The sequence below is a fragment of the Flindersiella endophytica genome, from assembly GCF_054779015.1.
On record NZ_BAAGYY010000016.1, the window covers coordinates 341,127 to 355,219 of the forward strand.

Annotated in this window: 13 protein-coding genes; 7 read left to right on the plus strand and 6 right to left on the minus strand. The window is 69.5% G+C overall.

The features are described from left to right. Window positions 1–32: 32 nt before the first annotated feature. Window positions 33–1,289: a family 2 encapsulin nanocompartment cargo protein terpene cyclase gene (locus tag ACYVF6_RS18915; RefSeq protein WP_460523011.1), complete on the minus strand. Its 1,257-nt coding sequence runs from the start codon at window positions 1,287–1,289 to the stop codon at window positions 33–35. 239 nt (window positions 1,290–1,528) lie between these two features. Here ACYVF6_RS18915 and ACYVF6_RS18920 point away from each other — a divergent pair, with 239 nt between their 5' ends. From ACYVF6_RS18920 to ACYVF6_RS18950, 7 genes are all read left to right on the plus strand, one after another. Further along, window positions 1,529–1,867: a carboxylesterase family protein gene (locus ACYVF6_RS18920; RefSeq protein ID WP_460523013.1), complete on the plus strand. Its 339-nt coding sequence runs from the start codon at window positions 1,529–1,531 to the stop codon at window positions 1,865–1,867. After that, window positions 1,792–1,950: a hypothetical protein gene (locus tag ACYVF6_RS18925; protein ID WP_460523117.1), complete on the plus strand. Its 159-nt coding sequence runs from the start codon at window positions 1,792–1,794 to the stop codon at window positions 1,948–1,950. The genes ACYVF6_RS18920 and ACYVF6_RS18925 overlap by 76 nt, the downstream gene beginning before the upstream one ends. Window positions 1,951–2,186: 236 nt before the next feature. Continuing rightward, the gene (locus ACYVF6_RS18930) at window positions 2,187–2,336 is read left to right on the plus strand and encodes a hypothetical protein (protein ID WP_460523015.1); all 150 of its coding nucleotides are present in this window, start codon (window positions 2,187–2,189) and stop codon (window positions 2,334–2,336) included. A 137-nt stretch (window positions 2,337–2,473) separates the two neighbouring features. After that, window positions 2,474–3,457: a pyridoxal phosphate-dependent aminotransferase gene (locus ACYVF6_RS18935; RefSeq protein ID WP_460523017.1), complete on the plus strand. Its 984-nt coding sequence runs from the start codon at window positions 2,474–2,476 to the stop codon at window positions 3,455–3,457. Between the two features lie 37 nt (window positions 3,458–3,494). Further along, window positions 3,495–3,809: a hypothetical protein gene (locus tag ACYVF6_RS18940; RefSeq protein WP_460523020.1), complete on the plus strand. Its 315-nt coding sequence runs from the start codon at window positions 3,495–3,497 to the stop codon at window positions 3,807–3,809. A gap of 74 nt (window positions 3,810–3,883) precedes the next feature. Next, window positions 3,884–6,733, plus strand: coding sequence for an AfsR/SARP family transcriptional regulator (locus ACYVF6_RS18945; RefSeq protein ID WP_460523022.1), 2,850 nt, complete (start codon window positions 3,884–3,886; stop codon window positions 6,731–6,733). A gap of 66 nt (window positions 6,734–6,799) precedes the next feature. Beyond that, window positions 6,800–7,453: a DUF2461 domain-containing protein gene (locus tag ACYVF6_RS18950; RefSeq protein ID WP_460523024.1), complete on the plus strand. Its 654-nt coding sequence runs from the start codon at window positions 6,800–6,802 to the stop codon at window positions 7,451–7,453. Between the two features lie 118 nt (window positions 7,454–7,571). Here ACYVF6_RS18950 and ACYVF6_RS18955 read toward each other — a convergent pair whose 3' ends face one another. From ACYVF6_RS18955 to ACYVF6_RS18975, 5 genes are all read right to left on the minus strand, one after another. Next, the gene (locus ACYVF6_RS18955) at window positions 7,572–8,831 is read right to left on the minus strand and encodes an SGNH/GDSL hydrolase family protein (protein WP_460523026.1); all 1,260 of its coding nucleotides are present in this window, start codon (window positions 8,829–8,831) and stop codon (window positions 7,572–7,574) included. Window positions 8,832–8,909: 78 nt separating this feature from the next. After that, window positions 8,910–9,407, minus strand: a complete 498-nt coding sequence (locus ACYVF6_RS18960; RefSeq protein WP_460523028.1) for a hypothetical protein — start codon at window positions 9,405–9,407, stop codon at window positions 8,910–8,912. A gap of 67 nt (window positions 9,408–9,474) precedes the next feature. Next, entirely contained in the window at window positions 9,475–10,281 is an 807-nt protein-coding gene (locus ACYVF6_RS18965; RefSeq protein WP_460523030.1) for an MOSC domain-containing protein, read from the minus strand. Window positions 10,282–10,313: 32 nt separating this feature from the next. Then, window positions 10,314–12,194 carry an ABC transporter ATP-binding protein gene (locus tag ACYVF6_RS18970; protein ID WP_460523032.1) on the minus strand — a complete coding sequence of 627 codons (1,881 nt, stop codon included), beginning with the start codon at window positions 12,192–12,194 and terminating at the stop codon, window positions 10,314–10,316. Next, on the minus strand, window positions 12,191–13,960 hold the full coding sequence (locus tag ACYVF6_RS18975; RefSeq protein ID WP_460523034.1) for an ABC transporter ATP-binding protein: 1,770 nt from the start codon (window positions 13,958–13,960) through the stop codon (window positions 12,191–12,193). The genes ACYVF6_RS18970 and ACYVF6_RS18975 overlap by 4 nt, the downstream gene beginning before the upstream one ends. Window positions 13,961–14,093: the final 133 nt, after the last annotated feature.

Below are 14,093 nucleotides of genomic sequence, written 5' to 3' on the forward strand. Positions count from 1 at the left end.
GGTGTCCAGGGAGTTCGAGGCGTTCAGGGCGTTCAGGCAGCGGCCTTGGCGGTGTAGCGCTCGGAGCTGCTGTGCCATTCGCGGCCGCCGCCGAGCCAGGCCCACAGGCCGGCGAGGAAGCGCTGGAGGGCGGGCGAGGCGGTGACGAAGCGGGCGGCGGCGCCTTCCTCGAAGGTGTGCACCACCTCGTCGTGGATGTCGGCCGTACGCCGGATCGCCTCGCGGAGCGTGCAGCCTTCCTCGGCGACGATCACGCGGGGGAGGTTGGTGTCGGTCGGATCCTCTTTGACCATGGAGTAGAGGTCGTTGACGATCACGCTCGCCAGGCCGGCGAGCAGGAAGAGCCGGCGAACGGACGAGTCGGCGAACTCCTCCGGCGGGACCTCGTAACCTCCCACCGCGTCGATCAGGACCATCGGTGGCAGGAAGCTGTTCTCGCTGCGGTGCAGGAGGTATTCCCAGACCGCGGGCGTCTGTTCGGTGTGCCGCCAGACGGCCTCCTGGTTGTAGGCGACGAACATGATCGCCAGCTCGTGCCGTAGCCGCGCCACCTGCGCCGGCGTGGCGAACTCCGACAGGTGAGCGATCCCGGATCGCAGCGAGACCGTCACCGGGTCGGCTTCGAGAACGGCTTCGAGCTGGGGTGCGTACGCCTTGGGCAGGTGCACGGGATCGATGGCGGAGTAGGCGATCGCGAGCTGTTGTCCGAGCAGCTCGGGTGTCGACTCGCGCGCCTCGCCGTCGACGTAGTGGTCGTCAACCGCCCACTCCGCCAAGATGCACTTGGCAGCGGCGAGCAGCCGGTCGATGTCGTCGCAGTCGGGGTGGGTCAGCATGATCAGCCTGCCGAAGTCGGCGCGGCGTACCTTGTCGAGCTGGCCGGGATAGATGCCGACCTCGCCGGCCCAGGCGACCAGGCGTTCGTTGACCTCCTTGCCGAGCGCGGGGTTGTCGCGGATGACCGGCGGACAGTAGAGCGGCGGCACGGTGGTGTCGTTGTCGTCGGCGTTGGTGTCGGCACCGTCGTCTGCCTCGGCGGTGGAATCGGCCCCACTGCCTTGGCTGGAAGGGGGATGCAGGCGCAACGCGGCCGTGCCGAGCCCGGTCGGACCGGACAGGATTTTCTCTGTCGAAGATCGTTCGTCTCGGCCGAGACCGAAGTGATCAGCCAGCAGACGAGCGGGCTCCTCCAATGCTCGTCGATCAGAACCGGCGAGCAACGCGCGTACCAGTTCGACCTGGTCGGGGGGTGCGGATGGCGCGGACATCCGGGTTAGCAGCGTCCCCATTCGGCGCTCCTTTGCTGGAACAGTTTTAGTTCGCCGACGGCTGCGGTGGTGCGTCCACCATTCGTATTGGTCCCCTTGTGTCACAGGGGAAAACGGCCGGATCACATGCTGACATCTCATCGGTCCATCAGACGTATAGTGCTCAAACCGTTCGCCTGATCGCGAAAACTGTTTGCGCATCTGGTAGTGGCCGCGATACTTGGAACCGCGGGGTTCGCCTCGGCAGCTCTACAAGTTCCATGAGCTTCACCAGCTCCTGCAGCACCGGCGGGCGCGGTCCGTACCGAGTCCGGGGTCGTTTCGGGCGTCAGAGGGGGAGACGTCACCCGATACCTCGGCGTGCCGTACGCCGCCCCGCCGGTCGTGGAGCCGTGTGCGCCCGGCCACGAGTCCGGACCGCCTTGTGTGCAAGCGAAAGTCCGGTCGGATGTGTGAGCGAGGACTGCCTCCATCTCGACGTCACCGTGCCGGAGGGCGGCGCAGGGCACAAGCCTGTGCTGGTGTGGCTGCACGGCGCCACAACATCCGGCACGGTGACGTCGAGATGGAGGCAGAGCTGTTCCAGGGCGTACCGGTGATCTCCGGCACGAACCGCGACGAGCAGCGGATGGTCACCGGGATCCAGGAGTTGCCCGGCCAGACGATCGCCGACGAGCAGTAGCCGGCTCGCGGGGCGCTGCGGATGACGCGGCGGGGGACTCGCCGGTCGACCTGACTGCCGAACACCAGTGCGCGTTCTGGGGGTGAGCGGCCGCCAACGCCTGTCGCTTCGGTGCTATTGGTACGCCAATCGCGTGCCAAGCCTCGATGCCACGCTGGTGCCCGAACCAACAGCCGGACCGCGGTCGAGGTCCGGCGTAGGAGTTGTCCCGCACTCTGTTTCGGAAGGAGATGACCATGAAGCGAATCGCCATCGCAGGCTTGGCCGCTCTGGCCATGCTCGTCATCGGCGCGGGGACCGCGTCGGCCGATCCTGGCATGACGTACGACATCGGGCCGGCCGGCTGCGACATGACATACGACTGCCACACCATGACGCACGACTGAGCTGGAAGTCCCGGAAGTGCACCCCCCGTTTCCGGGGCTTCCCCGCGACGCCCTCAACGCGCTCCGCCGGGTTGGGGGCGTCGCACACAGAGGTCTCCTCCATTCGCGATCACGGTCGCTTTTCTCCAAGGCAGACGATGAGCCACACTGTTCGGCTGCACCTCAACGAGTTGGCCTACGCGCCCTCCAGCGAAACCGTCTCCGGATCCGCCGTGGCGTTGGGTGGTGTGCATCGCTATCCCGACCGGGACAGTCCCGCGCTGCGAGCGGCGCTGGCTGCCCAGCTGGACGTCGCGCCGGACTGGGTGATCATGGGGGCGGGCAGTGCTGCTGTCGTCTACCAAGCCATCGTCGCTGCCGGGCCCGGTGCGGTCGTCATGTGCTGGCCGGGGTTCGACGCGATCGAGTCGATCACCGCGGCCTTGCGGGTACCCCTCCACAGGGCACCACTGCGTGACTACGCCTGCGACCTGGATCGGCTTGCCGCTACGGTCACCTCGGAGACCCGGATCGCCATCGTGTGCTCACCGAACGTGCCGACCGGGGGTGTCGTCGGGCATGCGGCGGTCGAGGCGTTCGTTTGCGCTATGCCTGCCGGGGTCGTGGTTCTGATCGACGAGGCCTATGCCGAGTTCGCGGTCAGCGATCTCGATGCTCTCGCGTTGGTGCGCAGGTATCCGGACGTGGTTGTGACGCGTACGTTCTCCAAGGCCTACGGCCTGGCCGGATTGCGGGTCGGCTACGGCATCGCCCAACCCCGGCTGGCAGGCAGGATCGCCGCCGCGGGCCTGCCGTTCCAGGTGACCGTGCCGGCCGAGCGCGCCGCTGTCGCCGCGTTGCGCGACCAGCCGGGTCTTCGCGAACGGGTGCGCCGGACCGTCGCCACTCGCCGGGAGATGGCCGAAGCCCTGAGGGCGGTGGGTGCACCCGTCGTCGAGGGGCATGGCAACTTCGTCTGGCTTCCGCTCGGCGACCAAGCGGTGGCGGCAGCCCAGGTGCTCGAGGAACAAGGGATTCTGGTCAAGCCGGTGCGGTCGTACGGCGTGCGTGTCGCCGTCGGCACCCCGGCCGACATCGAGCTGCTTGTCGCGGCCTGGGAGAAGTACACGCTGGCGGATTGACCGCCGCGCCGTCGGCCCGATTGCGGAAGGAGTTACCGTGCGACATGTCGAGAGTGTGCTGGCTTTCCTGGTCAGCTTCGTGGGCAACCCACTGTCGATGTGGCTTGCCATCCATCGCAACCCGTTCGGCTGGTGGATTGTCGCGGTCACGCAGACGTTGTTCGTGGGCTACGCCCTCGCGAGCGGTCACTGGCAGTTCGGTGGGCAGGTGCTGTGCCTGGCGATGGGACTCTACGGTGTGTGGCGCTGGAGCATCCGGCGAACGCACGAGCCGGCTCTGGACAAGCGCTCCAAGCCCAAACCGTCCGGAGAACCGTCCAGGAAACCGGACAGAACTCAGGCCGCGGGCTGACCTGCTCCCGCGCTGCCACAGCCGCGTCAAGCTTCATGAGCCCACGACAGAAGCGATCGGCGTATGGTCTTCCTGTGGAGCTTCGGGTTCTCGGCCCGATCGAGCTGTGCGTCGCCGGCCAAACCGTGCGGGTACGCGCGGCAAGGCAGCGCGGCCTGCTTTCCCTGCTGCTTCTGGAACGCGGGCACGCCGTCAGTACCGATCGGCTGATCGAACGGATGTGGGCAGATCCGCCGGCGGCCGCCCGGATCACCGTGCAGACCTGCGTGTACCGGTTGCGGAATCTCTTTCGCGAGCTCGACGTTCCGTTCGGGTTGAGCACGCAGTCGGGTGGATACCTCCTGGAGATACCGCAGGGCATGGTCGACCTCGACCACTTCGACGAGTCGTTCGCAGCGGGCGTGCAGGCGCAGGAAGCCGGCGATCCCAGGCATGCGGCCTCGGCGTTCCGGACAGCACTGCGACTGTGGCGTGGCGAGGCGTTCCTGGGCATCGACCTGCCGGCCGTCCGCGAGTACGCCGCGTTGCTGGAGGAACGGCGACGGGACGCCACGGAACAATGTCTGGCCGCCGAGTTGGAAGCCGGCCGGCACGCGGCCGTGGCCGGCGAGCTGGAAGAGCTGACCAGACGCCATCCGCTGCGAGAGTCGTTCTGGCGGCTGAGAATGCTGGCGCTCGTTCGAGGCGGCCGCAAGGCAGATGCGCTGGAGACGTACCAGCAGCTCTATCGCCTGCTGGGCGAGGAGCTCGGGATCGAACCGTCCGCACCGGTGCGCGAGTTGCACCATCGGATCCTGACCGATGACGCCACGCTGGCCACATCGGCAGGGGAGTCCATGCCTTCCACCGCCCCAGCCGATGGTCCGGCCGCCGGTGTCGTGCCGCGCTTGCTGCCACCCGCGATCGACGGCTTCGTGGATCGCAAGGACGAGTTGACCCGGTTGGACGTCGTGTTGCCACCGGAGACCGGTTCGGGGCACGGGCAGCCGGCGGCGCTGCTGATCGCGGCCATCTCCGGGATGGCCGGCGTCGGCAAGACCGTCATGGCGGTGCACTGGGCCCACCAGGTAGCCGACCAGTTCCCGGACGGGCAGCTCTATGTGAACCTGCGCGGGTTCCACCCCTCCGGAGCCGCCGTGGCACCGGGCGAGGCCATCCGTGGATTCCTCGACGCCCTGCGTGTGCCTGCTGAGCGGATACCGTCCGATCTCGAGGGCCAGGCCGGGTTGTACCGCAGCATGCTGGCCGGCCGGCGGGTCCTGGTCGTACTCGACAACGCCCGCGACAGCGAGCAGGTCCGTCCGCTCCTGCCCGGCTCGCCGGGGTGCGCGGTCCTGGTCACCAGCCGCAACCAGCTGGCCGGACTGATCGGCGTCGAGGCGGCGAAGCCGTTCCAGCTCGGCCCGCTCACGATCGAGGAGTCTCGTGAACTGCTGGCCAGACGGCTCGGCCAGGACCGGATCGACGCGGAGCCGCACGACGTGGACGCCGTCGTCGCCAGGTGCGCCAGGCTGCCGCTGGCTCTCGCGATCGTCGCCGGCCGGATCTCCAGTCAGCCCGGCCTGCCCATCGGTGCCTTCGCCGACGAGCTGATCGACCCAGCCGCCGGCCTCGACGCGTTCACCTCGACCGGGCCGGACTCCGACGCGGCTTCCGACGTCCGGACGGTGTTCTCGTGGTCGTATCGGCAGCTGAGCGCGCCGGCCGCGCGGTTGTTCCGGCTGCTCGGCCTGCACCCGGGTACGGACATCTCGGCGCCGGCCGCCGCCAGCCTGGCCGGCCTCCCGCTCCGCGCTACCCGGACCATCCTTTCCGAGCTCACCGGCTCGCACCTGCTCGCTCGGGATCCTGCCGGCCGGTACACCCTCCACGACCTGCTTCGCACGTACGCGGGCGAGCTCAGCGACGACGAACCGGACGCCGACCGCCGCGCCGCCGTCCACCGCCTGCTCGACCACTACCTGCACACCGCGTCCACCGCCGCGCGGCTGATCTCTCCGGCCCGTCGGCTCGTCCGCCTGGCGCCCTGTCAACTGGGCGTCGACCCAGAGCAGCTGGCCGGCCAGGAACAGGCTCTGGCGTGGCTGGTCGCCGAACAACATGTGCTCCTGGCCGCCCTCCATCAGGCCGCCGACATCGGATTCGACAACCACACCTGGCAGCTCGCCACGGTCCTGGCCGACTTCCTCACGCGGCGAGGACACTGGCACGAGGAGACCGAGGCGTTCAGGGCCGCGCTGAAGGCCGCCGAACGGCTGGGTGACTACACCATCCTGGCCAGAGTGCACCGGCTCCTCGCGTCCTCGTACGTCCTGAACGAACGGTACGAAGACGCACACGAACACCTGCGGCGTGCGCTGGAGCTGTCGAGCCGGATCGGTGACCACGACGTGCTCGCGGAGACCCATCGGTTCGCCGGCATGGTGCTCATGCGGGAGGACCGGCATGCCGAGGCCGTACCCCACGCGAAGACCGCCCTGAAGCACTTCCTTATCCTCGAGAACCCGATCGGTCAGGTCAGATCGCTCAGCGCGCTCGGCTGGTGCTACACCAAGCTCGGTCAGCACGAGGAGGGCGCCGCCTACTGCCGGCACGCCCTCGAACTCGGGCAGGACATCGGCGACCGGCAGATCGAGGCCCACACGTGGGACAGCCTCGGCCACGCCCTGCACCATCTCGGAGACCACCAGCAAGCCATCGACTGTTTCAGGAAGTCGCTGGACCTGCACCGGCGGCAGCGCGAGAGCTACTACTACGCGATCACGCTCACGCACCTCGCCCAGACCCAGCACACCACCGGAGACCGGCAGGCGGCGCTGGAGAGCTGGCAGGCCGCACTCGCCGTTCTGGAGGAGCTAGGCCACAGCCATGCCGCCGACGTCCGGGCGAAGCTGACCGAGTTGGAGGCGAGCGAGAACTCCTGAGCCGTGGCCGTCACCTAACCGCGGCCCGGCAGCCGGCGACGGCGGTTCGGTCCTATCGTGTGAGTCATGGCGTTTGGCGGATGGCCGGCTGAGGCGTTGGAGTTCTACGACGGACTGCTGGCCGACAACAGCAAGGCTTACTGGACCGAGCACAAGGCGGCGTACGAGGAGCTGGTCAGGGCCCCGATGCTGGCCCTGCTCGCCGAGCTCGAGCCCGAGTTCGGCGCCGGGCGGATCTTCCGGCCGTTCCGCGACATGCGGTTCAGCAAGGACAAGTCGCCCTACAAGACCAACATCGGGGCGACACTCGAACACGGCGGCTACATCCAGCTGTCGGCGGATGGCCTGGCCGCGGCCGATGGCATGTACTTCATGATGCCGGACCAGCTGGCCCGTTTCCGCGCCGCCGTCGCCGACGACGTGACCAGCGCCGAGCTGATGGCACAGCTCGCGAAGCTGACCAAGCAGGGCGTGGCGATCACCGCGAGAGACGCGCTGAAGACCGCGCCGAAGGGCTACCCCAAGGACCACCCGCGGATCGACCTGCTGCGCAACAAGGGCCTGGTCGCGTGGAAGGAATGGCCGATCGAGCCCTGGCTCGGCACGGCGAAGGCCAAGCAGCGCGTGGTGCAGTTCCTGCGCTCGACCCGGCCGATGGGCGACTGGCTGTCCAAGTACGTCGGTCCGAGCGAGCTGCCGCCGGACGAGCGCCGCCGCTGACCGGTCGGCCTGGCAGAGCAACGTAAATGACCACGGGTCCGTGGTCATTTCGACCTACCCGTGGCAATTTGCCTGGCAAGTCGTACATGACCAGCACCCGTGGTCATTGTGGGTCGGGTCAGAGGGCGCCGAGCGGGACGGCCGCGGCCATCGCCTTCATGCCGGCGTCGTTGGGGTGGAGGGCGTCGCCGCCGTCGTAGGTTGGGAGGATGGCGTCGGGGTCGGCGGGGTTGGACACGGCGCGATCGAAGTCGGCCACGGCGTCGTATTCGCCGCTGGTGCGGATCCAGTGATTCACCGCGTCGCGCTTGGCCTCGTTGGCTGGGGTGTCGTAGAAGCTGCCCTTGATCGGCGTCAGTGTCGCGCCGATCGCGGTGATGCCGTGGGCGTGGGCGGCCCTGATCATCGTCCGGTGGCCGTCGATGATCTGCTCGGCGGTGGCGTCAAGCGAGGGGCCGCACTCGTCGGCCGGGTACGCGGACATGCCGATGTCGTTGATCCCCTCCAGGATGATCACCGAGCGCACGCCCGGCTGCCGCACGACGTCGCGGAAGATCCGGGTGACCCCCTTCTCGCCGAGGCACACCGAGTCCGTCAGCACCTTGTTGCCGCCGATGCCCTCGTTGTCCACACCGATCCGCTTGCCGGCGGCGGTCAGCCGTTCGGCCAACTCGTCGGGGTAGCTGTTGTTCGCGTCACGCGTCGTGAAATACCCGTCGGTGATCGAGTCGCCGAACGCCACCACCGTGCCCCTGGTCCCGCCAAGGACGTCGATGCCGTCCAGGAAGTACCAGGAGTCGTTGGTCTCACCGGCGTACGCGGTCCCGGCGACGTCGGACCGGTGGTCACCGTCCGCGCGGTACGACGTCGCGAACGCGCCCTCGTGGTAGGTCGTCGGCCCGGTTGGGTTGGCGAAGTACAACGTGACGGTCAGCTTCTCCAACGCCCCGACTCGCAGCGCCACGGCGTCGGACGCCACGCCGGAGCCGGCGGCGACGGTCGTCGACCGGGAGTGGCCGAACCTCAGCTGCCGTACGGAACCGGCCTCGACCGCCGCACCCTCGGCGGTCTTCGCGATCGTGGCGCCGGCGATACGCAACGGCCCGGTGCCGTAGAGGTTCGACAACCGGACGCGAACGATCGGCCCACCGGTGCTGACCCGCACGACCTGCCGTACCGACTGGTCGGCGAATCCCGGCATGGCCCAGTTGGGCCCGCTCCACTCGGCCATCGGGTTCTGCACAGCCGTGCCCCAGGTCGCCGACCAGGGGGAGTGGCGGTCGCCCGCCACGGCGGCGGTCGACGGGACCGCCGCCGCCAGCAGCGCTACAGCCGGCACAGCGGCGAGCGCGAGACGAGAAAATCCGAAGAGCTTCATGCCGCTATGGACCGCGTCCTCGGCGCTTTCTCATCGGTCCGCGGCGAGAGCTCCAGCCGCGATCGTCGAACGGGGTACTCAGCCGACCGGCTCGAGCTCGATGATCGCCGCACCGCCGGAGATGTCGTGGACGCGGATCCCGACACCGTTCTCGGTGCCAAGGCTGTCGTCACCGAGCACGATCGTGACGGCACCGTGGTCGCTGTCGACGTCGCAGTTGCCGGCATAGCAGCCGCCGAAGCTACTGTCGCCGATCACCCGCCCGGTCAGCGTCACCCGGTCGGCGGTCACCTTGGTGACCTTCAGATCGCCGACTCCGGAGCTCTTCGGTACGGGGATCGCCGTTCCCGGACGCACGAGGATCTCGCACTCGACGTCGGAACAGGCGGACACGTCCGTCCCGTCCGCGGCAGTCAAAGCCGGAGTCGGTGTCGGTGTCGGTGTGGCCTTCGCCGACGACCGGGACGGCGACGACGACACCGAAGCCCCCTGCTCCGGTGCCTCCGGCTGGCAGCCTGTGACCGCCGCCAGCGCGAGCACGGCCGCGACGGGCAGGGACCAGCTGATCCGCGACATGCGTTGTCCTCCGTGAGTATCGGTGCCGCCCAACCTAGGTTCCGCCGGCCGGGACCAGTCCCGTATGTCAGGTTGCTGACAGCGTGTCGCCCACGGCCAGCCGGCCCGTACGCAGTACCGAGAACGTCACGCCGAACGCGACTCCGGCCGCGTCCGTCACCCTGCGATAGGTCGCGAGCGTACGCAGCGGCTCCGGCCCGGCCCTGGCCGCGCGCTCGGGGTCGACCAGCATGACGGCACAACGGATGGCGAGCTTGGCGTACGCCAGCTCGGTCTCGCCGACGCGGATCCGCCGCACCCGGTCTTCGTGATGCGGCTCGCCCCAGCCGTCGACGACGAGGTTGGCGCGGAACCGGCCCATCGCCACGGGCTCTCCGCCGCGCGCCGCGATCCGCCCGTTCAGCTCGCGCAGCGACGCCGTCGTGAGGAGGTGCAGCGCGCCGGAGTCGGAGTACGCCGCCCGGCCCGGCGTCTCACCGTCGGTCACCCGGTCGTGCTCCGGCGGTACGCGGACCAGCCGGCTCGGCGTTCCCAGCACCTCCGACAGCCAGCCGGCTGCCGTGTCACCCTGGTCGATGCCGCGATAGGGCAGCTTGAACATCGTGACGTCCCGCCGGGCCGACGTCGTGTCGATCGGCACCGCGAGCGGCGGCATCCCGTCCGCGCGCAGCACGAGCCGATCGTCCTCGACGACCGGCCGCACGAGCGCGAGCCGCGGATCGCGGCGCAGCGAGCGGAACGTGCCGTCCAGTCCGATCACCATGAACGTGCGGTCGTGCTCGAGGCCACCCGGCGTCAGGAACGCCTCGGTCAGCGCGACGCCGGCACAGCCCTTGATCGGATAGATGTACAGAGCAGAGATCGAAGCGGTCATCGAACAGGTCCCCTTCGAGGGAAGAGCAAAGGTCAGCGGGGCGTGAGATCCGGCTCCGGCTGCTGCTCCTCCGCCTCGACGACCAGTTCCTCGCTCCACAGCCGCCGCATCTCGGGGCAGGTGCGCAGCAGTTCGTCCAGTGACCCGGTGCCCACCATCCGGCCGCGGTCCAGCACGACCACCTGGTCGGCACGCTCCAGCGCCGCCCGCCGGTGTGAGACCACGATCAGTGTGTCGGGCCCGTTCCCGTCCTTGGCCGCGGTCGCGATCCGGTCCCACAGCAGGTGCTCGGTCTCGACGTCCAGCGCCGACGACAGGTCGTCGACGACGAGCAGGTCCGGCGAACGCACCAGCGCCCGGGCAGCCGTCGCGCGCTGCACCTGGCCGCCCGACAGCCGTACGCCTCGCGGCCCGACGACCGTCTCCAGCCCGCTCGGCATCTCGGCGAGGTCCTGCTCCAGCGCGGCCAGCGTCAGTACGCGCGACAACTCGTCCTCCGTCGCCGGCCAGCCCAGCAGGAGGTTCTCCCGCAGCGACTCCGAGAACAGCCTCGGCACCTGGCCGGCGTACGCGGCGCGGCCCGGCACCAGGAACGTGCCGGGGTCGTCGACCGCCTCGTCGTTCCAGCTCACTGTGCCGCGATCGAGCGGCAGCAGCCCGAGCAGTGCCCGGACGAGCGTCGTCTTGCCGGAGCCGACCGCGCCCGTGATCACCGTGAACGAGCCGCGCTCGACCCGCAGGTTGGCGGCCTGGACACCACGCCCGCTCTCGCCGTGCACCACGGTGAGGTCACGCGCCTCCAGCACCTGGAGCCGATCGTCCCGCGCGGGCGGAGGCGGGGGTGGGGGCGCCTCCTCACCCTCCTTGAACCACACGCCGGACAGCTTCGACAGGTCGTCGGCGTCCTCGTGCTCGGCCATCAGCCGGCCGAGCCGGTCGGTCGCGACCGCGCCCTGCGGTACGCGGTAGAGCATCTTGCCCAGCACCCGCGGCAGCATCGTGAGCCAGCCGACGTAGCTGGTGAACAGCGCGAGGTCGCCGACCGTGAACTCGCCCCGGCGCATCGCGGGCGCGGCCAGCAGCAGGACGAGACCGATCGAGATCTCGATCGTCGAGCTGGTCGCGGTGTCGAGCATGTCCATCGCGAGCCGGTCCTTGACCGCCGCGCGGCGGCGTCGCTGGTTGTGCTCGCGCAGCCGCCGCAGCACGGCGTCCTCCGCACCGGCGGTCTTGATCGCCAGCACGCCGCTGAACATCTCGCCGATGTACGCGGTCACCTCGGCGCCCAGCTCACGCGCCCGCTTGTGGATCCGCCGGATCACGCCGTTGAGCGCGCGGGTGAGTACGAGCACGACGGTGAGCGGCAGCACCAACACCAGCGTGATCAGCGGGTCGATCGTCGCCATGATGATGAACGCGATCACGCCGAACACCAGCGCGCCGAACAGGTCGATCGAGTTGTCGGTGACGACGGTCAGGTCGTGCACGTCGTCGCGGAACCGCGAGACCGCCTCACCCGAGGAGTACGGCAGCCGGCTGGCGGCCGGGCCGCGGGAGGTGAGGATCGAGCGCAGCATGTTGGCGCGCAGGGTGGTCTCGGCCGCGTTCCACCAGTACGGCCAGATGATCAGCGCGAACCAGAGCAGCAGACCGCGGACCAGCTCGACGGCGACGAACGCGGCACACAGCCACAGCGAAGCCTCGAGCGTCGCCGAGCGCTGGCCGCTGAGCTGGTCGAACAGCGCCTTCAGCACCAGGCCGGTGAGGATCGGCACACAGAGGAACACCGCCCACAGCAGCGCGCCCCAGAAGTACCGGCCGGAGGACGTCCGCGCGAGCCGGCTCGCGACCAGGACGACGGGCTGCAGGCTGGCCTTGTTCTTGGTTGTGGTGGGCGTGGTGGGCGCTGTCATCGGGTCACTCCCGCGGCGTCGAGGAGATGGGAGAAACGGCTGGCCGGATCGGCGGCGAGCTCGGCGCGCCGGCCGTACTCGACGATCCGTCCGTCGTCGACCACGGCGATCTGGTCGACCCGGTTGAGCGACGACAGCCGGTGCGCGATCAGCACGCCGGTACGCCCGTCGAGCAGCCGGTCGACCGCGCTCTCGATCCACAGCTCGGTCGCCGGGTCGAGCCGGCTGGAGGCCTCGTCGAGGACGACGAGCCCCGGATCGGTGAGGAACGCGCGGGCGAACGCCAGCAGCTGCGCCTCGCCGGCCGACACACCGCTGCCCTGGCTGCCGAGCACGGTGTCGAGGCCTTCGGGCAGCGTTTCGTACCAGGAGCCGAGGCCCACCTCGTGGAGCACCTCGACCAGCCGCGCGTCGGCCGCCGCGTCTCCGGCGGCTGACCGGAACAGCGTGAGGTTGTCGCGCACGGTCGCGGCGAACAGCTGGACGTCCTGCGTCACCACGCAGATCCGGCGGTGTACGTCGGACAGCGCGGTGTCGCGCAGGTCGACGCCGCCGAGCCGTACGACGCCCTGCGTGGGGTCGTACAGCCGCAGCACCATGCGCGCGATCGTGGTCTTGCCGGAGCCCGTTCGCCCGACCAGGCCGAGCGTCTCGCCCGGAGCCAAGTGGATGTTGACGTCGCTCAGCACCTGCTCGTCGTCGTCGGCGTAGGCGAACCCCACGTCGTCGAGGTCGACCGACAGCGCGCCCTGCTGAGGCAGCGGGGTCGGGTCGTTTCGTTCGGGCAGGGTCTTGCGCTCACCGAGCAGCCCGCCGATGCGAGCCACACTGGCCAACGCCTTTTGGTACTGCTGCAGCTGGTCGATGATCCGCTCGAACGGCTGGCGGACCATCTGGGTGTACTGGAACAGCAACACGGCGGTGCCGACCGACAACGCGCCCTTGTCCTGGATCCAGGCGGCCAGCGCGAGCACGATGGCCGTGCCGACCGCGAACGCGACGGTCGTACCCGCGAACAGCCCGCCGCCGATCCGCTCGGCGCGGGCGTCGGCGTGGTAGACCTCGGCGCTGGTCTTGTGGAACCGGCGTACGACGTGGTGGCCGGCGCCGTTGGCGCGGATGTCCTCGGCACCGGCGAGCCGCTCCTCCAGCACGCCGAACAGCGCGGCGAAACGCTCGCGTACCTTCGTGGCGGCGGGCACCGCGATCCGCTGCGCGCGCCCCATCGCCAGGCCGACCAGCGCGCAGTAGACCGCGAGGATCAAGCCGATCCGCAGGTCGACCGCGAGCACGATCACCAGCACGCCGATCAGGAGCAGCAGGCTCGCGATCACGTCGAGAACGAACGCGACGACGAACTCCGCGAGCGCGACGACATCGCCGTCGACTCGTTCGATCATCTCGCCGGGCGTGCGCTGGCCGTGGTAGCCCATGTCGAGGTCGAGCGCGTGCTCGGCCAGCGTCTCGCGGAGCCGGTTCGTACCGTCCCAGGCGAGGCGGCTGGCCAACCAGGCGGTGAGCATCCGGGCCAGCTGGCCGGAGACCGCGAGCGCCAGGTAGCCGAACGCGATCAGGACCAGCGCGCTCGCGGGCTCGCCCGCGACCGCGCCGTCGACGAACTTCCGGGTGAACTGAGGGGCAACCAGGGGCAGCACCGTCATCGCGGCGATCGCCGCGGCGAGCGCGAAAGCGGCCCTGCGTCCTGGCCAGAGCAGGCGCAGGACGTTGCGGCGGGAGGCAGCCGAAGCTGTGGTGGGAGAGGTCATGGGCGACTTATGACGCTACGGACCCGGATACCTTCGGGGCAACGGATTTTCGGCCCGCCGGGGCGGCGTGAGCGGAACGAGTCCGGACACCGGCAAGAGCGGAATGCGTGACGTTGTCCGCGCGGTCGCCGTC